We start from the raw sequence: 24,398 nt of genomic DNA, 5'->3' as shown, positions 1-24,398 counted from the left end.
CGATCCACCGCTGTCGGGAGCACGTACCTCCCGAACCTGAATGATCCATGGCCTGGCTCCGGTTTGCGCCTCGCTCACGGAATTTTTACCGTTTGTCGTGTTCTAAACCCGGCACAGGTCCGTTGCCCACGTCCTCTGCATCACCGAATGCAAAAGTAGGAGCTTCCTTCATGTTCACTCCGCGTCGTCTGCTTGTTGTTGCTACCGCCGTAGCCCTTTTATCCGGCTGCGCTTCACCTAATCCTTATGATGGCAGCCAGGGACAGGCCGGCAATGGTTCCGAGAGCGGCATGAGCAAGACCGCCAAGTACGGCGGCCTCGGCGCGCTGGCCGGGGCATTGGCCGGTGCGGCCATCGACCATAACCACCGTGGCAAGGGCGCGCTGATTGGCGCAGTGGTCGCGGGCGCCGGCGCTGCAGGCTATGGCTACTACGCCGACCAGCAAGAGAAAAAACTGCGCGAAAGCATGGCCAATACCGGCGTTGAAGTGCAACGCCAGGGTGACCAGATCAAGTTGATCATGCCCGGCAATATCACCTTCGCCACCAACTCCGACGCTATCGCCAGCAGCTTCTACCAGCCGTTGAACAACCTGGCCAACTCCCTCAAGCAGTTCAACCAGAACACCATCCAGATCGTTGGCTACACCGACAGCACCGGCAGTCGCCAGTTGAACATGGACCTGTCCCAGCGCCGTGCGCAGAGCGTGGCCAACTACCTGACTTCCCAAGGCGTCAGTGCCGCCAACCTGAGCGCACGCGGTGCCGGCCCGGATAATCCGATTGCCAGTAACGCCGACGTCAATGGTCGTGCCCAGAACCGTCGTGTAGAAGTGAACCTTGGTCCGATCCCGGGCCAGCAGTACGGCCAGCCGGGCGCCCAGCAACAGGCGCCGCAGCAGAACAACCAGTTCCAGGGCAACCCGTACTCGCAATACCAGTAAACAACCGATACAAAAAAGGGCGCCGTGCAGTCAATGCACGGCGCCCTTTTTCATGGCTGACGGTTACATGGATCGTTCCCACGCAGAGCGTGGGAACGATCACCTGGGCACTGACGGTTACATCAGTCGATGTATTCGAACACCTTCACGATTTTCTGCACACCCGACACGCCCTGTACCAGGTTGGCCGCGCGAGTGGCTTCAGCCTGGGTCAGCAGGCCCATCATGTAGACGATGCCGTTGTCGGTGACGATCTTGATGCGCGAGCCCGGCACGGCGCTGTCGGTAAGCATCTGCGCCTTGATCTTGGTGGTCAGCAACGCATCGTTGCTGATCGCCAGCAGGGTGATCGGGTCCATGACCTGCAGTTCGTTGTGCACCTTCTTGACCCGCTGCACCGTCGAGGCAGCCTGTTCGGCCTGGGCCTTGAGCTCTTCGCGCGGAGTCTGGCCGGCCAGCAGCACGACGCCGTTGAAGCTGGTCACGACGATGCGCGATGCGCCATTACCCAGGTCCGTGGCCGCTTTGGCGACGTTGACCTTGACCTTGGTTTCGATCAGCGAGTCATCGATGGTGCTGCCGAATGTGCGTGTGCCCCGGTCGTCCTGGATGGGGGTGTCCCGTGTTGCGGTGATTGCCGTGCTGCAACCGCTGATGGCAAGGCACAGCGTGATGGCCAAAAGGCTAAGGCGGTTAACGGTCATTCTTCACTCCCGAACAGTTGGCTGTCGATCAGATCGCACAGGCAGTGGATCGCCAGCAGGTGGACTTCTTGAATGCGTGCAGTGACATTGGCCGGGACGCGAATCTCCACGTCCTCAGGCAGCAGCAATGAGGCCATGCCGCCGCCGTCGCGCCCGGTCAAGGCTACGACAATCATTTCGCGATCATGTGCGGCCTGGATCGCTTGAATGATGTTCGCCGAGTTGCCGCTGGTGGAAATCGCCAGCAACACATCGCCCGGCTGGCCGAGGGCGCGGATCTGTTTGGAGAAGATTTCGTTGTAGCTGTAGTCGTTGGCGATCGAGGTGATCGTCGACGTGTCGGTGGTCAGGGCGATCGCCGGCAGGCTCGGGCGCTCGCGCTCGAAGCGGTTGAGCAGCTCGGAGGAAAAATGCTGGGCGTCACCGGCCGAGCCGCCGTTACCGCACGAAAGCATTTTGCCTTCGTTGAGCAAGGCATTGACCATGACCTGACTGGCTTGCTCGATGTGCGGTGCAAGTACGTCCATCGCCTGTTGCTTGGTGTCGATGCTGGCCTGGAAAAGCTGGCGAATTCGGGATTGCATGTCCATCTGTGTGACCTTAATTAGCGCGGCTGTTTGACACGGAAATGTGCAGCCCGCAAAGCAAAGAGCAAAAGTGTGTGGTGAAGGTGCCGGGTGAGTCAGCTGTCGAAGGCATCTTTGAGCCAGTTCAGATCAGCAGGGCCCGACGGTGTGCTTTCTATGGCAACCACATCGAAACGGCAGGGGGAATTGGCCCAGCGATGCTCTTTTAACAGGAAAAACTGCGCGGCGAGTATCAGCTTCTGACGCTTGCGCCCATCGATACTGGCGAGCGCGCCACCCCATTGTGCGTGTTTTCTGTAGCGGACTTCGACGAATACTACTGTATCGCCGTCAAGCATGACCAGATCAAGCTCACCGCGTTTACATAACCAGTTCTGCGCCAGAAGACGCAGACCCTGTTGCTGCAGGTAGCTCAATGCTTGGTGTTCGGCATCCTTGCCGCTTTGTGCGCTGGACCGCTCGGGCATCAGCGCGGGGTGTCCGGCAGGCGTTGGATTTCGCCGCCGACAAACTTCGCCCAAGGCATCTGGCGGTCAACGCGCTGGTTGGCGCCGATGCCCAGGTTACCGGAGAGACCGTCGACCCGGGTGTCCGGCAGCGCCTTGAGCTGGCCCAGGCGTGGCGCCAGGCGATAGGCATCGACGCCCATCGCGTAGAGCCGGCCCAGGCTGCCATTGGCTTGCGGCCATTGTGCGGCAACCTGGTTGCGCAGCGGGTCGGTGGTGTTGAGCAACCAAGGGGTTTCGCAGAACATCACGTTGGTCATGTCCAGGTACTGGTTGCGGTCGCCGCTGGCGCTGAATACGTGGGAAGTCGCGTAGACAGGCACATCACCGGCGTATTGGAAGTTCAGGGTCGGCTTGATCTGCTGGGCCAGTTGCGGGGTCACGGCCAGGAAGATGAACTCGATGTCCTGGCGACGCGACGGCTGGGCGGCAACGTCAGTACCGACGGTGCTTTGCAGGCTCTTGGCGCGGCCTTCGCTCTTGCGCAGCTGGAACAGGTCAGCGATCTGCTGGGCCAAAGCCACCGGCTGATCGACGTACTCGACGCCCATGACGGTGCCGCCGTTGGCTTCCCAATCCTGACGGAACGCTTTGTACACACGCTCGCCCCATTCGCCACGGGGCACCATGGCGGCGGCGCGGTGCAGGCCGTCGGCCCGGGCGCGGCGCGACACTTCACGGGCTTCGTCTTCAGCGGCCAGGCCGAACTGGAACAGTTGCGCCGGGCCTTGATCGGTTTCGCTGTAGTTCAGCGCCAGGGTGGTGATGGGGAGTTGCGGGCGAGCACTGAGCTGTTTGACCAGCGGCTTTTCCAGTGGGCCGACCACCAGTTGCACGCCGGCGGCCTGGGCCTTGGCGTAGAAGTCGTCGATGGAGGTCAGGCGCGAGCTGTCGTAAAACTCAATCACGGGCGGTTTCTGCCCGGCCTGTTCGGCCTGGTAGTGCGCGGCCATGAAGCCTTCACGCAACGCCTTGCCGACGGCCGCCAGGGCGCCTTCCTGCGGCAGCAACAGGGCGATCTTGTTGAGCGGCTGGCTGGCCAGTTCCTTGAGTTTGGTCAGCGGCGTCGGCAATTGCACCGCCGCCGGATGGCCCGGGTTGCGCGCACGCCAGGTGTCGATGGCGGTTTGCTGTTGTTCCAGTGTGCCGGCGCCCTTGACCGCCTGGGCCAGGGTGATCCAGCCGTCCAGCGTCGGGTTGCCGGTCGCTTGCAACTGCTCGGACGGCAGTGCGGCAATCAGCGCCCAGATCGCTTCGTGATTGTTGTTGGCCGCGTCGCCGCTGAGCAGAGGCGCCATGGCGACACGCTCGCGCGCCGCAGCCAGGGTCTGGCCGTCGGCTTCATAGGCGCGGGCATGCACGGTGCCGGTGCGGACCTGCTGATCGGCCGGCAGCTCCTTCAGGCTTTGCAGGCTGGGATGGTCCAACGCCGTCAAGGCAGCCTTGGGCTGGTTGCGGGTCATCGCCAGTTCCGCTGCCAGGGTGCTGGCAAATATCTGCCCGGCTGGCTTCAGCACATTCAGGGGCACCTGGGCCAGGATCTGCGAGGAACGGCCAGCATTGTTCTGCCGGTAGGCCAGGTCAGCCGCACTCAGGCGCAGCAACGCGGCCTTTTCCGGCGTGCTGGCGGCGGTGGCCTGTTCAAGCAATTGCTCGATACTAGCATCCGGGGTGCGTGGAAGGTCGCCAAGACTCGACGAGGGCGAGCTGGCGCAAGCGGCCAGCAAGGCAGCGAGGCAGAGGGCGGAGAGCAGCCGCAGGCAAGCGATCATGTAAGTGTTCCTGATACCGATCAAATTAGCGTGGAAGTGTACCCAAGCACTGGCTCAGGCGCGATGTTCGTGGCGTGAAACCGTGGATTTAGGTCGTGCAATTGTTGCCGGTTGCTAACAATGGCTGAAACGACATCCGCCGTGACGGCATATTTTCAGCGCGTCGACGCGCTACAATGTGGCTTTTGCCAATCATCGAGGTGTGCGTTTTGACTGCTCCAGGTCCTTTGAATTCCACTGCAGGCTCGCTTTTTGTCGTGGCGACGCCGATTGGCAACCTGGACGACATCAGTGCGCGGGCATTGAAGGTGTTGCGCGAGGTCAAATTGATCGCGGCGGAAGACACGCGGCACTCCCAACGGTTGATGCAGCATTTTGGTATCAGCACGCCACTGGCGGCGTGCCATGAACACAACGAGCGCGAGGAGGGCAGCCGTTTTATCACCCGTTTGCTGGCGGGTGATGATGTTGCGCTGATCTCCGATGCGGGCACGCCGCTGATTTCCGACCCCGGGTACCATCTGGTCCGACAGGCGCGCGCCGCAGGTATCAATGTAGTGCCTGTTCCGGGAGCGTGCGCGCTGATTGCTGCATTATCTGCAGCCGGCTTGCCGTCGGACCGTTTTATCTTCGAAGGCTTCCTGCCCGCCAAGACCGTAGGGCGTCGCGCCCGTCTCCAGGCGTTGAAGGAAGAGCCGCGCACCCTGATTTTCTACGAAGCCCCGCACCGCATCCTGGAATGCCTGCAGGATATGGAGCTGGTGTTCGGCGGCGAGCGCCTGGCGCTGCTGGCGCGTGAGTTGACCAAGACCTTCGAGACCCTCAAGGGCCTGCCCCTGGAAGAGCTGCGCGGGTTTGTCGAAGGCGACAGCAATCAGCAGCGTGGCGAGTGCGTCGTGCTGGTGGCCGGCTGGACGGCTCCCGAGAGTGAGGACGCAGTCGGTAGCGAAGCCATGCGCATCCTCGATTTGCTGTTAAAGGAAATGCCGCTCAAGCGCGCCGCTGCCCTGGCGGCGGAAATTACCGGGGTGCGCAAGAATGTGTTGTATCAAGCCGCGCTCGATAAACAGAAAGCCGAATAGTTCCGGGGCCGGGCCGGTGTTTCGTCCGAACGTGATGGCAATGCTGCACTTTTAATACTTGTCCTGAAGCCGTCGTGCCGTTAACCTGCGCGGCGGAGAGTCGATTGGACAGTCGCTGCCTTCTATGAAAATTAGGGGGGGGAGGAAAGTCCGGGCTCCATAGGGCGAAGTGCCAGGTAATGCCTGGGAGGCGTGAGCCTACGGAAAGTGCCACAGAAAATAACCGCCTAAGCACTTCGGTGCCGGTAAGGGTGAAAAGGTGCGGTAAGAGCGCACCGCACGACTGGCAACAGTTCGTGGCTAGGTAAACCCCACTTGGAGCAAGACCAAATAGGGTCCCAAGGCGTGGCCCGCGCTGGGACCGGGTAGGTTGCTAAAGATGTCCAGTGATGGCCATCGTAGACGAATGACTGTTCAAGACAGAACCCGGCTTACAGATCGACTCTCCACCTTTTTTCCTTCCATCCGTACCTCGGGTGGAAACCGGTAGTAACGCAAGAATCCCTCCCTGCCAAATCATTGGCAGATGCGTCTTCGTAATACCAAAAAAATCTTACTCTTAATAAATTACTTTAACTTTGAGCCTCAGCTCTTTGAGTTGGCTGCGCTTGTTGAGTCAAAAACAACGCTGAAGTCGGGTTTCTCCTCTCTTTACGCTCGTAAATCTCCGTTCTGTAAGGCTTTTCCTTCTATCCGCGCCTTGACGGTGTGGTGGGCGCATTCCTATAGTGTGCGCAAGTGGCGGAAAGTGGCACAAAGTGGGTTTTTTGAACGTAAAACGCTAAAATTTGGAGAAACGCATCTGTGTTTCGCGGAGCTAACGCTATCAGTCTCGATGCAAAAGGCCGTCTCGCTATGCCGAGCCGGTATCGTGACGAGCTCATTTCGCGAAGTTCAGGGCAGTTAATCATCACGATTGACGCTGTTGACCCTTGTTTATGTGTTTACCCCCTCGATGAGTGGGAGTTGATCGAAACCAAGTTGCGCGCGCTGCCTTCATTGCGTGAAGAAAACCGCCGCCTGCAGCGTTTGCTGATCGGTAATGCCGTCGACCTTGAACTCGATGGCAGCGGTCGTTTCCTGGTGCCTCCGCGGTTGCGCGAATACGCCAGGCTCGACAAGCGCGCGATGCTGGTAGGCCAATTGAACAAGTTCCAATTGTGGGACGAAGATGCCTGGGATGCTGTTTCTGCAGCTGACCTGGCTGCTATTCAACAACCGGGCGCCATGCCTGATGAACTGCGTGATTTGATCCTGTGACTATTGATAGCGGCTTTAACCACATCACCGTACTGCTTGACGAAGCCGTTGAGGCTCTCGCCGTACGCGCGGATGGCTGCTATCTGGATGGCACCTTCGGCAGGGGCGGGCACAGTCGGTTGATACTCAGCCAGCTCGGGCCCGACGGTAAACTCCTCGGGTTCGACAAAGACCCTCAAGCGATTGCCACCGGGCAAGCGCTAGCGGCCGAAGACGGCCGCTTTGTCGTTGTGCAGCGCAGCTTTGCCGAGCTTGGCGCCGAAGTCGCCGAGCGCGGCATGGCGGGCAAGGTGGCCGGGGTTCTGCTCGACCTGGGCGTGTCTTCGCCGCAGCTCGATGACCCGGAGCGCGGCTTCAGCTTCATGAACGACGGCCCCCTCGACATGCGCATGGACCCGACGCGTGGCGTCAGCGCCGCGCAGTTCATCGCCACCGCGCCAGTCGAAGAAATCGCCCGGGTGTTCAAGGAATACGGTGAAGAACGCTTCGCCGGCCGCATGGCCCGCGCCGTGGTCGAGCGCCGCGAGATCCAGCCGTTCGAACGCACCGCCGACCTGGCCGAAGTGCTGAAAGTCGCCAATCCGGCCTGGGAGAAGGGCAAGAACCCGGCGACCCGTGCGTTCCAGGGCTTGCGCATTCACGTCAACAACGAATTGGGCGATCTGGAGGCCGGCCTCGAGGCTGCCCTCGAGGCGCTGGAAGTGGGCGGTCGCCTGGTGGTGATCAGTTTCCATTCCCTGGAAGACCGCATCGTCAAACTGTTCATGCGGCGTCTGGTCAAGGGCGAATCGGACAACCTGCCGCGCAACCTGCCGGTGCGTTTCGAAGCCTTTGTGCCGAAAATCAAAATCCATGGCAAAGCGCAGTTCGCCTCCGACGCCGAACTCAAGGCCAACCCACGTTCCCGTAGCGCCGTCATGCGCGTCGCGGAGAAGTTGCGGTGAGCAAGCTTTTCGCCAAACCCCTGCCGGGCGGCAGCTTCTTTATGTTGTTGCTGTTTGTCGGCGTGCTGGTGTCCGCGATTGCGGTGTCCTACAGCGCGCATTGGAACCGTCAGTTGCTCAATACCCTCTACGGGGAATTGAGCGTGCGCGACAAGGCGCAGGCGGAATGGGGTCGGCTGATCCTGGAGCAGAGCACCTGGACGGCCCATAGCCGTATCGAAGTGCTGGCCACCGAACAACTGAAAATGCACATTCCGGGCGCTGCCGACGTTCGCATGGTGGCGCCATGATGAAGCTCGAGGGCGCACTCTACCCATGGCGCTTCCGTCTGATGCTCGGCTTGCTGGCGTTGATGGTAGGCGCGATCGTCTGGCGGATCTTCGACCTGCAGGTGGTCGACCGTGACTTCCTGATCGGCCAGGGCGACGCCCGTAGCCTGCGACATATCCCGATTCCCGCGCACCGCGGCCTGATCACCGACCGTAACGGCGAGCCCCTGGCCGTGAGTACGCCGGTGACCACCCTGTGGGCCAACGCCAAGGAATTGCAGGTGGCCAAGGACAAGTGGCCCGAACTCGCCGCTGCCCTGGGGCAGGATCGCAAAGCCCTGACCGAGCGCCTGGAAGCCCAGGCCAATAAAGAATTCATCTACCTGGTTCGCGGGCTCACCCCTGAGCAGGGTCAGCAAGTGCTCGACCTTAAAATTCCCGGTGTCTATGGCATCGAGGAATTTCGTCGTTTCTACCCGGCCGGGGAAACCACTGCGCACATGGTCGGTTTTACCGATATCGATGACCATGGCCGCGAAGGGGTCGAGTTGGCCTACGACGAATGGCTGGCCGGGGTTCCGGGCAAGCGCCAGGTCATCAAGGACCGGCGCGGCAGACTGATCAAGGATGTACAGGTCACCAAGAACGCCAAGGCCGGCAAGCCCTTGGCGTTGTCGATTGACTTGCGCCTGCAGTACCTGGCCAACCGTGAGCTGCGTAACGCGATCATCGAGAACGGCGCAAAAGCCGGCAGCCTGGTGATCATGGACGTGAAGACCGGCGAGATCCTCGCCATGGTCAACCAGCCGACGTACAACCCGAACAACCGTCGCAACCTGCAACCGGCGATGATGCGCAACCGCGCCATGATCGACGTGTTCGAGCCGGGTTCGACCATGAAAGCCATCTCCATGAGCGCCGCCCTGGAAACCGGACGCTGGAAGCCCAGCGACAAGGTCGAGGTGTATCCAGGTACGTTGCAGTTGGGCAAATACACCATTCGTGACGTGTCCCGTACCGAGGGCCCGGTGCTGGACCTGACCGGCATCCTGATCAACTCCAGTAACGTGGGCATGAGCAAGGTCGCCTTTGATATCGGCGGCGAGACCATCTACCACCTGGCGCAAAAAATCGGCCTGGGTCAACCCACCGGGCTCGACTTCCCCGGTGAGCGCGTAGGCAACCTGCCGAACTACCGTGACTGGAAAAAAGCCGAGACCGCCACGCTGTCCTACGGCTACGGCCTGTCGGTGACCGCGATCCAGCTGGCCCATGCTTTCTCTGTATTGGCCAATAACGGCCGCATGGTTCCGCTGAGCCTGATCCATGTCGACGAAGCGCCGAAGGCCACCCAGGTGATCCCGGAGAAAGTCGCCAAGACCATGCAAGGCATGCTGCAACAAGTGATCGAGGCGCCGCGTGGTGTATTCCGCGCCCAGGTGCCGGCTTATCACGTGGCCGGCAAGTCCGGTACCGCACGTAAAACCTCGGTCGGCACCAAGGGCTATGCGGAAAATTCCTATCGCTCGCTGTTCGCCGGTTTCGGCCCGATGAGCGACCCACGCTACGCCATCGTCGTGGTGATCGATGAGCCGAGCAAGGCCGGTTACTTCGGTGGCCTGGTCTCGGCGCCGGTGTTCAGCAAAGTCATGTCCGGCACCCTGCGCCTGATGAACATCACGCCGGACAATCTGCCTCCGACCCAGCAAGCGAACGCCGCACCGCCGGTAGCCGCCGTAAAAGCCAATGGAGGGCGCGGCTGATGTCTCTTAGCCTGAACAAGATTTTTGCCCACGCCGGCCGCGATCTGTTGATCCGCGAGTTGAGCCTGGACAGCCGCACGGTACGCGCCGGTGACTTGTTCCTGGCGGTGCCTGGTGGCAAATTCGATGGCCGTGCGCACATCGCCGATGCCCTGCAGCGTGGCGCTGCCGCCGTGGCCTATGAAGTGGATGGCGCCACTGTGCTGCCAATCACCGATGTGCCGTTGATTCCGGTGAAGAACCTGGCCGCCCAGCTGTCCGACATCGCCGGGCGCTTCTATGGCGAGCCGAGCCGCCACCTCAACCTGGTGGGCGTAACCGGCACCAACGGCAAGACCAGCGTGACTCAGTTGGTCGCCCAGGCGCTGGACCTGTTGGGCCAGCATTGCGGCATCGTCGGTACCCTGGGCACCGGCTTTTATGGCGCGTTGCAAAGCGGCCTGCACACCACGCCGAACCCGATTGCCGTGCAGGCGACCCTGGCCGACCTGAAAAAGGCCGGTGCCAGGGCGGTTGCCATGGAAGTCTCGTCCCATGGCCTGGACCAGGGCCGCGTGACGGCGTTGGCGTTTGATGTGGCCGTGATGACCAACCTGTCCCGGGATCATCTGGACTACCACGGCACCATGGAGGCGTACGCCGCCGCCAAGGCCAAGCTGTTCGCCTGGAATGATCTGAAATGCCGGGTGGTCAACCTCGACGACGCGTTTGGCCGCCAGCTGGCTGCCCAGGACAGCGAAGCGCGCCTGATCAGCTACAGCCTGGAGGATTCCAGCGCCTACCTGTATTGCCGTGAGGCCCAATTCAATGACGAAGGCGTGCGCGCTACGTTGGTTACGCCTCAGGGCGAACACCATTTGCGCAGCACCTTGCTCGGTCGCTTCAACCTGAGCAACGTGCTCGCCGCTATCGGCGCGCTGCTCGGCCTGGATTACGCCCTCGACGAAATACTCAAGGTCTTGCCGAAGCTTGAAGGCCCGGCCGGTCGCATGCAGCGCCTGGGTGGCGGCACACAACCGTTGGTGGTGGTCGACTACGCTCACACCCCTGATGCCCTGGAAAAAGTCCTGCTGGCGCTGCGCCCCCATGCCAAGGGCAAGCTGTTGTGCCTGTTCGGCTGCGGCGGCGACCGCGATCGCGGCAAGCGTCCGTTGATGGCCGAGATTGTCGAGCGCCTGGCTGACGGCGTGCTGGTGACCGACGACAACCCGCGCAGCGAAGACCCGGGGCGGATTTTCGACGATATCCGCGAAGGCTTCAAAGACACCGCCAACGTCACCTTCGTGGCCGGTCGCGGCGCCGCCATCGCGCAATTGATCGCCAGCGCCAGCGCGGATGACGTGGTCGTGCTGGCCGGCAAGGGGCATGAGGATTACCAGGAAATCAACGGCGAGCGCCATGCCTTTTCCGATCTGGTCGAGGCGGATCGCGCCTTGACTGCCTGGGAGGTCGCCCATGCTTAAGGCGATGACATTCAGCGAACTGGCCCAGGCGTTGTCCGCCCGCGTGCTGTCCAGCGATTGCACGTTCGACGGCGTCAGTATCGACAGTCGCAACATCAAGCCGGGCCAGTTGTTCGTCGCCCTCGCAGGCCCGCGCTTCGATGGCCACGACTACCTTAACGAAGTCGCCGCCAAAGGCGCCGTGGGTGCCCTGGTGCAACGCGAAGTGGCGCACGCCACCTTGCCGCAGCTGCTGGTTGCCGATACCCGCCTGGCCCTGGGCCAACTGGGCGCGCTGAACCGCGCCGCCTTCGACAAGCCGGTTGCCGCCGTCACCGGTTCCAGTGGCAAGACCACCGTCAAAGAGCTGTTGGCCGGTGTACTGCGCACGCGCGGGCCGGTGCTCGCTACCCGTGGCAACCTGAACAATGATTTCGGCGCACCGCTGACCCTGCTCGAACTGGCCCCGGAACACACGGCGGCGGTGATCGAGCTGGGCGCTTCACGCATCGGCGAGATTGCCTACACCGTGGCGCTGACCCAGCCTCACGTCGCCATTATCAATAACGCCGGCACCGCCCACGTCGGTGAGTTCGGTGGCCCGGAAAAAATCGTCGAAGCCAAGGGTGAAATCCTTGAAGGCCTCGACGCCTCGGGCACTGCTGTACTGAATCTGGATGACAAGGCTTTTGAGACCTGGCGTGCACGTGCCGCCGGTCGCAAGGTGCTGACGTTCGCCGTGCTGAACGCCGCGGCCGATTTCCACGCCTCCAACATTACCGTCGATGCACGGGGTTGCCCGTCCTTCACCTTGCACACGCCGCAAGGCAATGAGCACGTGCAACTGAACCTGCTGGGCAACCATAACGTCGCCAACGCCCTGGCCGCCGCCGCTGCCGCTTACGCCCTGGGCGTGTCGCTGTTCGGCATCGCCACAGGCCTGGGCGCGGTGCAGCCGGTCAAGGGGCGCACTGTTGCGCAATTGGCCAGTAACGGCATGCGCGTGATCGATGACACCTACAACGCCAACCCGTCTTCCATCAATGCCGCCGTGGACCTGCTCAACGGCTTCGATGGGCGCAAAGTGCTGGTACTGGGCGATATCGGCGAACTGGGCGACTGGGCCGAGCAAGGCCACCGCGAAGTCGGCGCCTATGCCGCCGGCAAAGTCGACGCGCTCTACGCAGTCGGCCCGAACATGGCTCACGCGGTAGACGCCTTCGGCCCCGGCGCGCGCCATTTCGCGACCCAGGCCGAATTGATCCAGGCGTTGACTGCGGCCGAGCACGACAAACACACAACCATTTTGATCAAGGGATCGCGCAGCGCGGTGATGGAAAACGTCGTCGCAGCCTTGTGTGGCTCAAGTACGGAGAAACATTAATGCTGCTGCTGCTGGCTGAGTATCTGCAACAGTTCCACAAAGGCTTCGCGGTCTTTCAGTACCTGACCCTGCGCGGGATCCTGGGTGTGCTGACCGCGCTGTGTTTGTCGCTGTTCCTGGGGCCGTGGATGATCCGCACCCTGCAGAACCTGCAAATTGGTCAATCGGTTCGCAATGACGGCCCGCAGTCGCACCTGTCCAAGTCCGGCACCCCGACCATGGGCGGTGCGTTGATCCTGTCGTCCATCGGCGTCAGCACCCTGCTCTGGGCGGACCTGCATAACCGCTATGTGTGGGTGGTGCTGCTGGTGACCCTGCTGTTCGGCGCCATCGGCTGGGTGGATGACTACCGCAAAGTGATCGAGAAAAACTCCAAGGGCCTGCCAAGCCGCTGGAAGTATTTCTGGCAATCGGTATTCGGCCTGGCGGCGGCGATCTTCCTCTACACCACCGCGCCTAGCGCTGTGGAAACCACCCTGATCATCCCGATGCTCAAGGACGCCAGCATTCCACTGGGCATCGGCTTTGTGGTGCTGACCTATTTCGTGATTGTCGGCTCCAGCAACGCGGTGAACCTGACCGACGGCCTCGACGGCCTGGCGATCATGCCGACGGTGATGGTGGGCGGCGCGCTCGGCATCTTCTGCTACCTGTCGGGTAACGTGAAATTCGCTGAATACCTGCTGATTCCCTATGTGCCGGGCGCGGGCGAGTTGATCGTGTTCTGCGGCGCGCTGATCGGTGCCGGCCTGGGGTTCCTGTGGTTCAACACCTACCCGGCGCAAGTGTTCATGGGCGACGTCGGCGCACTGGCGCTGGGCGCGGCACTGGGCACCATCGCGGTGATCGTGCGCCAGGAAATCGTGCTGTTCATCATGGGCGGTGTGTTCGTGATGGAAACCCTGTCGGTGGTCATCCAGGTGGCCTCCTTCAAATTGACCGGGCGCCGCGTATTTCGCATGGCGCCGATTCACCACCACTTTGAACTCAAGGGCTGGCCCGAGCCACGCGTGATCGTCCGTTTCTGGATCATCACCGTGATTCTGGTACTGGTCGGCCTTGCCACCCTGAAACTGAGGTAGAAACGAGTGTCCCTGATCGCTTCAGACCACTTCCGCATCGTTGTCGGCCTCGGCAAGAGCGGCATGTCCCTGGTTCGCTTCCTGGCGAACCGGGGCACGTCGTTCGCCGTGGCCGACACGCGGGAAAATCCACCGGAGCTGGTCACGCTGCGCCGTGACTACCCGCACGTGGAAGTGCGCTGTGGCGAACTGGATGTCGAGTTTCTGTGCCGCGCCGATGAGCTCTACGTGAGCCCCGGCCTGGCGCTGGCTACACCGGCCCTGCAAGCGGCTGCGGCACGGGGCGTGAAGCTGTCCGGCGATATCGACCTGTTTGCGCGCAACGCCAAGGCGCCGATCGTGGCCATCAGCGGTTCCAACGCAAAAAGCACCGTGACCACCCTGGTCGGCGAGATGGCGGCTGCGGCCGGCAAGCGCGTGGCGGTGGGCGGCAACCTGGGGATGCCTGCGCTGGACCTGCTCAGCGACGACGTCGAGCTGTACGTGATGGAGCTGTCGAGTTTCCAGCTGGAAACCACTCACGAGCTGGGTGCCGAAGTCGCCACCGTGTTGAACGTCAGCGAAGACCACATGGACCGCTACAGCGGCCTGCCGGCTTATCACCTGGCCAAGCACCGGATCTTCCGCGGTGCCAGGCAGTTTGTGGTCAACCGCCAGGATGCCCTTAGCCGTCCACTGATCGGCGAGGGCATGCCGTGCTGGACCTTCGGCCTGAGCAAGCCCGACTTCAAGGCATTCGGCATTCGCGAAGAGAACGGCGAGAAATACCTGGCCTTCGAATTCCAGAACCTGATGCCGGTGCGCGAACTGAAAATCCGTGGCGCCCATAACCAATCCAATGCCCTGGCAGCCCTGGCGCTCGGCCATGCGGTTGGCTTGCCGTTCGACGCCATGCTCGCCGCCCTGCGCACGTTCGCGGGCCTCGAGCATCGCTGCCAGTGGGTGCGCGACCTCGATGGCGTCAGCTATTACAACGATTCCAAAGCCACCAATGTCGGCGCCGCCCTGGCGGCCATCGAAGGCCTGGGTGCCGATATCGACGGCAAGGTGGTGCTGATCGCCGGCGGCGACGGCAAGGGTGCCGACTTCAAGGACCTTAAAGACCCGGTGGCTGCGCATTGCCGCGCCGTGGTGCTGATGGGCCGCGATTCGGACCTGATCGCCGCCGCCCTGGGTGACGCCGTGCCGCAGGTGCGCGCCACTTCCCTGGATGACGCCATTGCCCGGTGCGAGGCCCTGGCCCAGCCGGGTGATGCGGTACTGCTGTCGCCGGCCTGCGCCAGTTTCGACATGTTCAAGAACTATGAAGAGCGCGGCCAGCTGTTCGCCCGCGCCGTGGAGGCTTTGGCATGAGCCTCAACCTGAAGAACATCATCAAGCCGTACCCGTCGCCGATCATTACCGGGCGCGGCATCGACCTGGATTTCCCAATGCTCGCCGGTTGCCTGGCGCTGCTCGGCCTGGGCCTGGTGATGATCACCTCGGCATCTTCCGAAGTGGCCGCCGTGCAGTCGGGCAACACCCTGTACATGATGATCCGCCACCTGGTGTACCTGGTGATCGGCCTCGGCGCGTGCATCGTCACCATGATGATTCCGATCGCCACCTGGCAGCGCCTGGGTTGGCTGATGCTGATCGGCGCGTTCGGTTTGCTGGTCATGGTGATCCTGCCCGGCATCGGCCGCGAAGTGAACGGTTCGATGCGCTGGATCGGCTTCGGTGCATTCAACGTACAGCCGTCGGAAATCGCCAAGGTGTTCGTGGTGATTTACCTGGCCGGCTACCTGGTACGCCGTCAGAAAGAAGTGCGCGAAAGCTGGATGGGCTTCTTCAAGCCGTTCATCGTGCTGCTGCCCATGGCCGGCCTGCTGCTGATGGAACCCGACTTCGGTGCCACCGTGGTGATGATGGGGGCTGCCGCCGCGATGCTGTTCCTCGGCGGTGTCGGTCTGTTCCGCTTCACCTTGATGGTGGTGCTGGCCGTCGCGGCCGTGACGATCCTGGTGCAGGCGCAACCCTACCGGATGGCGCGGCTGATTACCTTTACCGACCCGTGGTCCGACCAGTTCGGCTCCGGCTATCAGCTGACCCAGGCGTTGATCGCGTTCGGGCGCGGCGAGTGGCTGGGCGTGGGCCTGGGCAACAGCGTGCAGAAGCAGTTCTACCTGCCGGAAGCGCACACCGACTTCGTGTTCTCGGTGCTCGCCGAGGAACTGGGCGTGGTCGGTTCGCTGTGCACCGTCGCGCTGTTCGTATTTGTCTGCGTGCGCGGCATGTACATCGGCTTGTGGGCCGAGAAAGCCAAACAGTATTTCGCCGCCTATGTGGCGTACGGCTTGTCGTTCCTGTGGATCGGCCAGTTCCTGATCAATATCGGCGTGAACGTCGGCTTGCTGCCGACCAAGGGCCTGACCCTGCCGTTCCTCAGTTACGGCGGCAGTTCGTTGGTGATTTGCTGCGCTTGCCTGGGTTTGTTGCTGCGCATCGAGTGGGAAAGTCGTACGCACCTGGGCAGCGAAGAGATGGAGTTCAGCGAAAGCGACTTCGCCGAGGAGCCGACCCATGGGCGCTAACGTGCTGATCATGGCCGGCGGCACCGGGGGCCATGTGTTCCCGGCCCTGGCCTGCGCGCGCGAATTCCAGAGCCGTGGCTACAGCGTGCACTGGCTGGGCACGCCGCGTGGCATCGAGAACGAGCTGGTGCCGAACGCCGGTTTGCCGCTGCACCTGATCAACGTCACCGGCCTGCGTGGCAAGGGCAAATTGTCCCTGCTCAAGGCGCCGTTCGTGCTGCTCAAGGCGGTCATGCAGGCACGCAAGATCATCCGCGAACTGAAGCCGGTGTGTGTGCTCGGCTTTGGCGGTTATGTGACCGGCCCCGGTGGCGTGGCGGCGAAACTCGCCGGCGTACCGGTGATTGTCCATGAACAGAACGCCGTCGCCGGTACCGCCAACCGTCTGTTGGTGCCGTTGGCCGCGCGGGTGTGTGAAGCCTTCCCGAAAACGTTCGCGGCTTCGGACAAGCTTCGCACCACCGGCAACCCGGTGCGTACCGAGCTGTTCATGGCCATCGCACGTGAAGCGCTGGCCGGACGCAAGGCACACCTGCTGATCCTGGGCGGAAGCCTGGGCGCCGAGCCGCTGAACAAATTGCTGCCTGAAGCCGTTGCGCAACTGCCCGAAGCACTGCGTCCGGAAATCTTCCATCAGGCCGGCAAAAACCACGATGAAGTCACCGCCACGCGCTATCGCGAAGCCGGTGTCGAGGCGAACGTACAGCCCTTCATCAAAGACATGGCCCAAGCCTATGGCTGGGCCGACCTGGTGGTCTGTCGCGCTGGTGCGCTGACCGTCAGTGAACTGGCTGCCGCCGGTCTGCCGTCATTGCTGGTGCCTCTGCCCCATGCAATCGACGATCACCAGACCCGCAACGCCGAATATTTGGCCGGGGAGGGCGCTGCCTTCCTGCTGCCGCAAAGAACGACTGGCGCCGCCGATTTGGCCGCACGCCTGACCGAGGTTTTGATGCAACCGGAACGACTCAACAGCATGGCGAGCACCGCAAGCCGCCTGGCCAAACCTGACGCAACCCGCACCGTGGTCGATATCTGCCTGGAGGTGGCCCATGGTTGAGAATCAGAAAGCCATGCCGCAACCGGAAATGCGCCGCATCCGTCGCATCCACTTCGTCGGTATCGGCGGCGTGGGCATGTGCGGCATTGCCGAAGTATTGCTGAACTTGGGCTATCAGGTGTCCGGCTCCGATTTGAAAGAGTCGCCGGTCACCGAGCGCCTGAAGTCCTTTGGCGCGCAGATCTTTATCGGCCACCGTGCCGAGAACGCCGCCGAGGCCGACGTGCTGGTAGTGTCCAGCGCCGTGAACACGTCCAACCCGGAAGTGGCCACCGCCCTCGAGCGTCGTATCCCCGTGGTGCCGCGCGCCGAGATGCTCGCCGAGCTGATGCGCTACCGCCACGGCATCGCCGTCGCCGGTACTCACGGCAAGACCACCACCACCAGCCTGATCGCCTCGGTGTTCGCCGCCGGTGGCCTGGACCCGACCTTCGTCATCGGTGGCCGCCTGAATGCAGCCGGCACCAATGCCCAGCTCGGCACCAGCCGCTACCTGATCGCCGAAGCCGATGAAAGTGACGCGAGCTTCCTGCACCTGCAACCGCTGGTCGCCGTCGTCACCAACATCGACGAAGACCACATGGCGACCTACGACGGTGACTTCAACAAGTTGAAGAAAACCTTCGTCGACTTCCTGCACAACCTGCCGTTCTACGGGTTGGCGGTGGTGTGCCTGGACGATCCGGTGGTGCGCGAAATCCTGCCGCAGGTCAAGCGCCCGACCGTGACCTACGGCTTCAGCGAAGACGCCGACGTGCGCGCGATCAATGTACGCCAGCAAGGCATGCAGACCTTCTTCACCGTGCTGCGCCCCGACCGCGAGCCGCTGGATGTCTCGGTGAATATGCCGGGCAACCACAACGTACTGAACTCCCTGGCGACCATCTGCATTGCCACCGACGAGGGCGTCAGCGATGAAGCCATTGTCGAAGGCCTGTCGCGCTTTGCCGGTGTCGGCCGGCGCTTCCAGGTCTACGGCCAACTGCCGGTCGAAGGCGGTGACGTGATGCTGGTGGACGACTACGGTCACCACCCGACCGAAGTCGCCGCCGTGATCAAGGCCGTGCGCGGTGGCTGGCCGGAGCGCCGCCTGGTGATGGTCTACCAGCCGCACCGCTACAGCCGTACCCGCGACCTGTACGACGACTTCGTCAATGTATTGGCCGATGCCAACGTGCTGCTGCTGATGGAGGTCTACCCGGCCGGTGAAGAACCGATCCCGGGCGCCGACAGCCGCAAGCTGTGCAACAGCATCCGTCAGCGCGGGCAGTTGGACCCGATCTACATCGAGCGTGGTGTGGACCTGGCGCCGATCGTCAAGCCGCTGCTGCGTGCCGGCGACATCCTGCTGTGCCAGGGTGCCGGTGATATCGGTGGTCTTGCCCCCAAACTGCTCGCGAGTCCTTTGTTCGCCGCCGAGAAGGGAGCATCGAAATGATCACTGACTACGCCTCCCTGTTCTCCACGGTCGCGCCTGCCGACTTCGGCCGCGTCGCCGTGCTGTTCGGCGGCAAGAGCGCCGAGCGCGAAGTGTCGCTCAAGTCCGGCAATGCCGTGCTGCAAGCCCTGCAAAGCGCCGGCGTGAATGCGTTCGGCATCGACGTGGGCGATGACTTCCTCGCTCGCCTGCAGGCCGAAAAGATCGACCGCGCCTTCATCATTCTGCATGGCCGTGGCGGTGAAGATGGCAGCATGCAGGGCCTGCTCGAGTGCGCCGGCATTCCCTATACCGGCAGCGGCATCCTGGCGTCGGCGCTGGCGATGGACAAGTTGCGCACCAAGCAGGTGTGGCACAGCCTGGGGATTCCAACCCCGCGTCACGCCGTGCTGTGCAGCGAAGACGATTGTATTTCTGCGGCCAAGGAACTGGGCCTGCCTTTGATCGTCAAACCAGCCCATGAAGGCTCCAGTATCGGCATGGCCAAAGTGAACTCGGCCGCCGAATTGATCGACGCATGGAAAGCGGCAAGCACCTACGATTCGCAAGTGATGGTGGAACAGTGGATCCAGGGTCCCGAGTACACCATCGCCACCCTGCGTGGCCAGGTATTGCCGCCCATCGCATTGGGCACGCCCCACACTTTTTACGATTACGACGCCAAGTACGTGGCTTCCGATACCCAGTACCGGATTCCCTGCGGTCTTGACGCAACCAAGGAACAATACTTGATGGACCTCACGGCGAAAGCCTGTGAGGCGCTGGGTATCGCCGGCTGGGCGCGGGCAGACGTGATGCAGGATGACCAGGGCAATTTCTGGTTCCTGGAAGTCAACACCGCGCCGGGCATGACCGACCACAGCCTGGTCCCCATGGCCGCCCGTGCCGCCGGCCTGGATTTCCAGCAGTTGGTGCTGGCGATCCTGGCCGCCAGCATCGAGCCAAGAGGCTAAGACATGAAAGGCGCATCGCTTCGTCATCAGCCCCCACAAGCACCGAGCCGCAAGCCGGTGCCACGGGGTGCCAGCCGCATGGTGGCCAAAGAGCCGATGTCGGCGCGCCTGCCCAAAGCCAACTTTGGTTTCATCAAGGCGCTGTTCTGGCCGGTGTTGCTGGTGGTGCTGGGTTTTGGCACCTACGAGGGCGCGCAGCGTCTGTTGCCGTATGCCGACCGGCCGATCACCAAAATCAGCGTGCAGGGCGACTTGAGCTACATCAGCCAGCAAGCAGTGCAGCAGCGCATCAGCCCGTTCCTGGCGGCGAGCTTCTTCACCATCGACCTGGCCGGCATGCGCGCCGAGCTGGAACAGATGCCGTGGATCGCCCACGCCGAAGTCCGTCGCGTATGGCCGGACCAGGTCACGATCCGCCTGGAAGAACAACTGCCCGTGGCCCGCTGGGGCGACGGGGCACTGTTGAACAACCAGGGGCAGGCGTTTGCGCCGCGTGAAGTGGCGAACTATGAGCACCTGCCGCAGCTGTTCGGGCCGCAGCGGGCGCAACAGCAAGTGATGCAGCAGTACCAGGCCTTGAGCCAGATGCTGCGGCCACTGGGCTTCTCCATTGCACGCCTGGAATTGCGTGAGCGGGGCAGCTGGTTTCTGACGACCGGGGCAGGCAGTTCCGGCCCGGGCATCGAGTTGTTGCTGGGACGCGACCGCTTGGTGGAAAAGATGCGCCGCTTTATTGCCATCTATGAAAAAACCTTGAAAGAACAGATCACGAACATTGCGAGCGTCGACCTGCGTTACGCCAACGGCCTGGCCGTCGGTTGGCGTGTACCGGCGGCGCCCACGGCAGCACAACCCGCTGTCGCGAAGAATTAAGAAGAGGCAGGACCCATGGCAAACGTGCAAAGCGGCAAAATGATCGTCGGTCTCGATATCGGCACCTCCAAGGTGGTGGCGCTGGTCGGCGAGGTCGGTGAAGACGGCACGATCGAAATCGTCGGTATTGGCACGCATCCGTCCCGGGGCCTGAAGAAGGGCGTGGTGGTGAACATCGAGTCCACCGTGCAATCGATCCAGCGCGCCATCGAAGAAGCGCAGCTGATGGCCGGTTGCCGGATTCACTCGGCGTTCGTCGGCGTGGCCGGCAACCATATCCGCAGCCTGAACTCCCACGGCATCGTGGCGATCCGCGACCGTGAGGTCAGCGCGGCCGACCTCGAGCGCGTCCTCGACGCCGCCCAGGCCGTGGCGATCCCGGCTGACCAGCGTGTGCTGCACACCTTGCCGCAGGACTACGTGATCGATAACCAGGAAGGCGTGCGCGAGCCGCTGGGCATGTCCGGCGTGCGCCTGGAAGCCAAGGTCCACGTGGTGACCTGCGCCGTCAACGCTGCACAGAACATTGAAAAATGCGTGCGCCGTTGTGGCCTGGAAATCGACGACATCATTCTCGAGCAGTTGGCGTCCGCGTATTCGGTACTGACCGACGACGAAAAAGAACTGGGCGTGTGCCTGGTGGACATCGGCGGCGGCACCACCGACATCGCGATCTTCACCGAGGGTGCGATCCGTCACACCGCCGTGATCCCGATCGCCGGCGACCAGGTCACCAACGACATCGCCATGGCCTTGCGTACACCGACCCAGTACGCCGAAGAAATCAAGATCCGCTACGCCTGCGCCCTGGCCAAGCTGGCCGGTGCCGGTGAAACCATCAAGGTGCCGAGCGTCGGCGACCGTCCGCCGCGCGAACTCTCGCGCCAGGCCCTGGCCGAAGTGGTCGAGCCGCGCTACGACGAGCTGTTCACCCTGATCCAGGCCGAGCTGCGCCGCAGCGGCTACGAAGATTTGATCCCGGCCGGCATCGTGCTGACCGGTGGCACCTCGAAGATGGAAGGCGCGGTCGAACTGGCCGAGGAAATCTTCCACATGCCGGTGCGCCTGGGCGTGCCCCATGGCGTCAAGGGCCTGGGCGACGTAGTGCGCAACCCGATTTATTCCACCGGTGTGGGCTTGCTGTTGTACGGACTGCAAAAGCAGACCGACGGCATTTCCCTGTCGGGCCCGAGTATCCGTGACAGCTACCGCAGCGATGACGAAGCCAAAGCGCCGTTGTTCGAGCGGCTGCAGGCGTGGGTCAAAGGCAATTTCTAAAGACTTACCGTGACACCGCAACACCCGTAACAAGCAGTAGGCGAAAAAACTAGAGAAAATGAAAGGAGAGGGAACATGTTTGAACTCGTAGACAACATCCCCGCTAGCCCGGTTATCAAAGTAATCGGTGTCGGCGGTGGCGGCGGCAACGCTGTCAACCATATGGTCAAGAGCAACATTGAAGGCGTTGAATTCATCTGCGCCAACACTGATGCCCAGGCGCTGAAAAGCATCGGCGCGCGGACCATCCTGCAATTGGGCACAGCCGTGACCAAGGGCCTCGGCGCTGGCGCCAACCCGGAAGTCGGCCGTCAAGCCGCTCTGGAAGACCGCGAGCGTATTGCCGAAGTGCTGCAAGGCACCAACATGGTGTTCATCACCACCGGCATGGGCGGCGGTACCGGTACCGGTGCAGCGCCGATCATTGCCGAAGTGGCCAAGGAAATGGGGATCCTGACGGTTGCTGTCGTGACCCGTCCGTTCCCGTTCGAAGGCCGCAAGCGTATGCAGATCGCCGACGAAGGTATCCGTCTGCTGTCTGAAAGCGTCGACTCGTTGATCACCATTCCCAACGAGAAACTGCTGACCATCCTGGGCAAGGACGCAAGCCTGCTGTCCGCGTTCGCCAAGGCTGACGATGTACTGGCCGGTGCCGTTCGCGGTATCTCCGACATCATCAAGCGTCCAGGCATGATCAACGTCGACTTTGCCGACGTACGTACCGTCATGAGCGAAATGGGCATGGCGATGATGGGCACCGGCTGCGCCAGCGGTCCGAACCGTGCACGCGAAGCCACCGAAGCGGCCATCCGCAACCCGCTGCTCGAAGACGTGAACCTGCAAGGTGCACGCGGCATCCTGGTGAATATCACCGCCGGCCCTGACCTGTCCCTGGGTGAGTACTCCGACGTGGGTAGCATCATCGAAGCCTTCGCTTCCGAGCACGCCATGGTCAAGGTCGGTACCGTTATCGATCCGGACATGCGCGACGAGCTGCACGTGACCGTGGTTGCGACCGGCCTGGGTGCGAAAATCGAGAAGCCTGTGAAGGTCATCGACAACACCCTGCACAACAGCCAATCCAGCCACGCCAGCCAGTCGGCTGCCGCTCCAGCGCCTTCGCGCCAGGAACTGCCGTCGGTGAACTACCGTGACCTGGACCGTCCGACCGTGATGCGCAACCAGGCTCAGGCCGGTGCTGCGGCGTCCCGTAGCCCGAATCCGCAAGACGATCTGGACTACCTGGATATCCCGGCATTCCTGCGTCGTCAGGCCGATTAATGGAATGTATCAGGGCTATGAAGGTGATTGGTGTTCAGCAAAGGTCTGGTCTGCTATTATCGCCAGCCTTTGTTGATACCAGTTCGCAATTTGCGCTGAAGCGGTCCAAGCCATGATTAAACAACGCACCCTGAAGAATATTATTCGTGCCACAGGTGTAGGTCTGCACTCCGGGGAGAAGGTATACCTGACCCTCAAGCCTGCACCTGTCGACACCGGCATCGTGTTTGTGCGTGCCGACCTGGACCCTGTGGTGCAGATTCCTGCTCGCGCGGAAAACGTTGGCGAAACCACGATGTCGACCACACTGGTCAACGGTGACGTCAAAGTGGATACGGTGGAGCACTTGCTCTCGGCCATGGCTGGCCTGGGCATCGATAACGCCTACGTCGAGCTCTCCGCGTCCGAAGTCCCGATCATGGATGGCAGCGCTGGACCCTTCGTATTCCTGATTCAATCTGCCGGCCTGGAAGAACAGGACGCAGCCAAGAAGTTCATTCGCATTCTGCGGGAAGTGACAGTAGAAGACGGCGACAAGCGCGCCACCTTCGTCCCGTTCGAAGGCTTTAAAGTGAGCTTTGAGATCGATTTCGATCACCCGGTATTCCGTGACCGCACCCAGAGTGCAAGCGTGGATTTTTCCAGCACTTCGTTCGTAAAAGAAGTCAGTCGCGCCCGTACCTTTGGTTTCATGAGTGACATCGAGTACCTGCGCAAGCACAACCTCGCACTCGGCGGCAGCGTTGAAAACGCCATTGTGGTCGACGCGGATGGTGTACTGAACGAAGACGGCCTTCGCTACGAAGACGAATTCGTCAAGCACAAGATCCTCGATGCAATCGGTGACCTCTACCTGCTGGGCAATAGCCTGATAGGCGAGTTCAAAGGCTTCAAGTCGGGCCACGCCCTTAACAACCAGCTGCTGCGCAAGTTGATTGAGCAGACAGACGCTTGGGAAGTCGTGACGTTCGAAGATGCCAGCACCGCACCGATCTCTTACATGCGTCCCGTTGCGGCGGTGTAAGTAACAACTCTCTTTCTTTAGTTTTTAAAGGCTGCCTTCGGGTGGCCTTTTTTTATGCGCTGATAGATCGTTCCCACGCTCCGCGTGGGAACGCATCCAGTGATGCTCCGCGTCACCATTACGCAGGTGCCGGACTCTGCGCTGAAAGCAGGACGCGGAGCGTCCCGGGCGGCATTCCC

Annotated in this window: 22 protein-coding genes and 1 other RNA gene; 19 read left to right on the top strand and 4 right to left on the bottom strand. The window is 62.0% G+C overall.

The window, feature by feature from the left end:
- Positions 1–170: 170 nt before the first annotated feature.
- Positions 171–944, top strand: a complete 774-nt coding sequence (locus BFP96_RS19015) for an OmpA family protein (RefSeq protein ID WP_065933758.1) — start codon at positions 171–173, stop codon at positions 942–944.
- A 122-nt stretch (positions 945–1,066) separates the two neighbouring features.
- On the opposite strand, the gene BFP96_RS19010 is transcribed toward BFP96_RS19015, so the two are convergent.
- The 4 genes from BFP96_RS19010 to BFP96_RS18995 all read right to left on the bottom strand — a co-directional run bounded on the left by BFP96_RS19010 (position 1,067) and on the right by BFP96_RS18995 (position 4,513).
- On the bottom strand, positions 1,067–1,648 hold the full coding sequence (locus BFP96_RS19010) for a BON domain-containing protein (RefSeq protein WP_065885819.1): 582 nt from the start codon (positions 1,646–1,648) through the stop codon (positions 1,067–1,069).
- Positions 1,645–2,238: a phosphoheptose isomerase gene (locus tag BFP96_RS19005; RefSeq protein WP_003216190.1), complete on the bottom strand. Its 594-nt coding sequence runs from the start codon at positions 2,236–2,238 to the stop codon at positions 1,645–1,647. The genes BFP96_RS19010 and BFP96_RS19005 overlap by 4 nt, the downstream gene beginning before the upstream one ends.
- A 92-nt stretch (positions 2,239–2,330) precedes the next feature.
- Positions 2,331–2,702 (bottom strand): YraN family protein, encoded by a 372-nt coding sequence (locus BFP96_RS19000; RefSeq protein ID WP_065892622.1) that lies wholly within the window; start codon positions 2,700–2,702, stop codon positions 2,331–2,333.
- Entirely contained in the window at positions 2,702–4,513 is a 1,812-nt protein-coding gene (locus BFP96_RS18995) for a penicillin-binding protein activator (RefSeq protein WP_065892621.1), read from the bottom strand. Before BFP96_RS18995 ends, BFP96_RS19000 begins: the two co-directional genes overlap by 1 nt.
- A 176-nt stretch (positions 4,514–4,689) precedes the next feature.
- Here BFP96_RS18995 and rsmI point away from each other — a divergent pair, with 176 nt between their 5' ends.
- The 18 genes from rsmI (at position 4,690) to lpxC (ending at position 24,219) form a co-directional block, all read left to right on the top strand.
- Positions 4,690–5,595, top strand: coding sequence for a 16S rRNA (cytidine(1402)-2'-O)-methyltransferase (rsmI, locus tag BFP96_RS18990; protein ID WP_163001701.1), 906 nt, complete (start codon positions 4,690–4,692; stop codon positions 5,593–5,595).
- Positions 5,596–5,691: 96 nt separating this feature from the next.
- Positions 5,692–6,045: RNase P RNA component class A (gene rnpB / locus BFP96_RS18985), an RNA gene on the top strand.
- A 354-nt stretch (positions 6,046–6,399) separates the two neighbouring features.
- Positions 6,400–6,855 carry a division/cell wall cluster transcriptional repressor MraZ gene (gene mraZ, locus BFP96_RS18980; protein WP_004371993.1) on the top strand — a complete coding sequence of 152 codons (456 nt, stop codon included), beginning with the start codon at positions 6,400–6,402 and terminating at the stop codon, positions 6,853–6,855.
- A complete protein-coding gene (rsmH, locus tag BFP96_RS18975; protein ID WP_065936818.1) occupies positions 6,852–7,799 on the top strand; it encodes a 16S rRNA (cytosine(1402)-N(4))-methyltransferase RsmH in 948 nt (315 codons plus the stop codon). The genes mraZ and rsmH overlap by 4 nt, the downstream gene beginning before the upstream one ends.
- The gene (ftsL, locus tag BFP96_RS18970; protein WP_057724615.1) at positions 7,796–8,089 is read left to right on the top strand and encodes a cell division protein FtsL; all 294 of its coding nucleotides are present in this window, start codon (positions 7,796–7,798) and stop codon (positions 8,087–8,089) included. Before rsmH ends, ftsL begins: the two co-directional genes overlap by 4 nt.
- Positions 8,089–9,831 (top strand): peptidoglycan D,D-transpeptidase FtsI family protein, encoded by a 1,743-nt coding sequence (locus tag BFP96_RS18965; RefSeq protein WP_163001703.1) that lies wholly within the window; start codon positions 8,089–8,091, stop codon positions 9,829–9,831. The genes ftsL and BFP96_RS18965 overlap by 1 nt, the downstream gene beginning before the upstream one ends.
- Positions 9,831–11,294, top strand: coding sequence for a UDP-N-acetylmuramoyl-L-alanyl-D-glutamate--2,6-diaminopimelate ligase (locus tag BFP96_RS18960; protein ID WP_065936817.1), 1,464 nt, complete (start codon positions 9,831–9,833; stop codon positions 11,292–11,294). The genes BFP96_RS18965 and BFP96_RS18960 overlap by 1 nt, the downstream gene beginning before the upstream one ends.
- Positions 11,287–12,657, top strand: a complete 1,371-nt coding sequence (murF, locus tag BFP96_RS18955; RefSeq protein WP_065897309.1) for a UDP-N-acetylmuramoyl-tripeptide--D-alanyl-D-alanine ligase — start codon at positions 11,287–11,289, stop codon at positions 12,655–12,657. Before BFP96_RS18960 ends, murF begins: the two co-directional genes overlap by 8 nt.
- Complete coding sequence (gene mraY / locus BFP96_RS18950) at positions 12,657–13,739, top strand: phospho-N-acetylmuramoyl-pentapeptide-transferase (RefSeq protein ID WP_057724619.1); 1,083 nt, start codon at positions 12,657–12,659, stop codon at positions 13,737–13,739. The genes murF and mraY overlap by 1 nt, the downstream gene beginning before the upstream one ends.
- Positions 13,740–13,745: 6 nt before the next feature.
- Positions 13,746–15,092 carry a UDP-N-acetylmuramoyl-L-alanine--D-glutamate ligase gene (murD, locus tag BFP96_RS18945; RefSeq protein ID WP_065936816.1) on the top strand — a complete coding sequence of 449 codons (1,347 nt, stop codon included), beginning with the start codon at positions 13,746–13,748 and terminating at the stop codon, positions 15,090–15,092.
- Positions 15,089–16,312: a putative lipid II flippase FtsW gene (ftsW, locus tag BFP96_RS18940; RefSeq protein ID WP_065885825.1), complete on the top strand. Its 1,224-nt coding sequence runs from the start codon at positions 15,089–15,091 to the stop codon at positions 16,310–16,312. The genes murD and ftsW overlap by 4 nt, the downstream gene beginning before the upstream one ends.
- The gene (gene murG, locus BFP96_RS18935) at positions 16,302–17,372 is read left to right on the top strand and encodes an undecaprenyldiphospho-muramoylpentapeptide beta-N-acetylglucosaminyltransferase (protein ID WP_065892616.1); all 1,071 of its coding nucleotides are present in this window, start codon (positions 16,302–16,304) and stop codon (positions 17,370–17,372) included. Before ftsW ends, murG begins: the two co-directional genes overlap by 11 nt.
- On the top strand, positions 17,365–18,810 hold the full coding sequence (murC, locus tag BFP96_RS18930; protein WP_065936815.1) for a UDP-N-acetylmuramate--L-alanine ligase: 1,446 nt from the start codon (positions 17,365–17,367) through the stop codon (positions 18,808–18,810). The genes murG and murC overlap by 8 nt, the downstream gene beginning before the upstream one ends.
- Entirely contained in the window at positions 18,807–19,763 is a 957-nt protein-coding gene (locus tag BFP96_RS18925; RefSeq protein ID WP_065897312.1) for a D-alanine--D-alanine ligase, read from the top strand. The genes murC and BFP96_RS18925 overlap by 4 nt, the downstream gene beginning before the upstream one ends.
- Positions 19,764–19,766: 3 nt before the next feature.
- A complete protein-coding gene (locus tag BFP96_RS18920; protein ID WP_065885829.1) occupies positions 19,767–20,636 on the top strand; it encodes a cell division protein FtsQ/DivIB in 870 nt (289 codons plus the stop codon).
- A 15-nt stretch (positions 20,637–20,651) separates the two neighbouring features.
- Positions 20,652–21,914, top strand: coding sequence for a cell division protein FtsA (gene ftsA / locus BFP96_RS18915; RefSeq protein WP_057724626.1), 1,263 nt, complete (start codon positions 20,652–20,654; stop codon positions 21,912–21,914).
- A gap of 75 nt (positions 21,915–21,989) precedes the next feature.
- Complete coding sequence (ftsZ, locus tag BFP96_RS18910; protein ID WP_065936814.1) at positions 21,990–23,195, top strand: cell division protein FtsZ; 1,206 nt, start codon at positions 21,990–21,992, stop codon at positions 23,193–23,195.
- Positions 23,196–23,307: 112 nt separating this feature from the next.
- On the top strand, positions 23,308–24,219 hold the full coding sequence (gene lpxC / locus BFP96_RS18905; protein WP_003171886.1) for a UDP-3-O-acyl-N-acetylglucosamine deacetylase: 912 nt from the start codon (positions 23,308–23,310) through the stop codon (positions 24,217–24,219).
- Positions 24,220–24,398 lie beyond the last annotated feature (179 nt).

The organism is Pseudomonas sp. 34 E 7 (assembly GCF_900005715.1).
In the GTDB taxonomy this organism is placed as follows: Bacteria; Pseudomonadota; Gammaproteobacteria; order Pseudomonadales; family Pseudomonadaceae; genus Aquipseudomonas; species Aquipseudomonas orientalis_A.
Note: the sequence above shows the minus strand (reverse complement) of the source record. Positions and strands in the feature narration are given on the sequence as shown.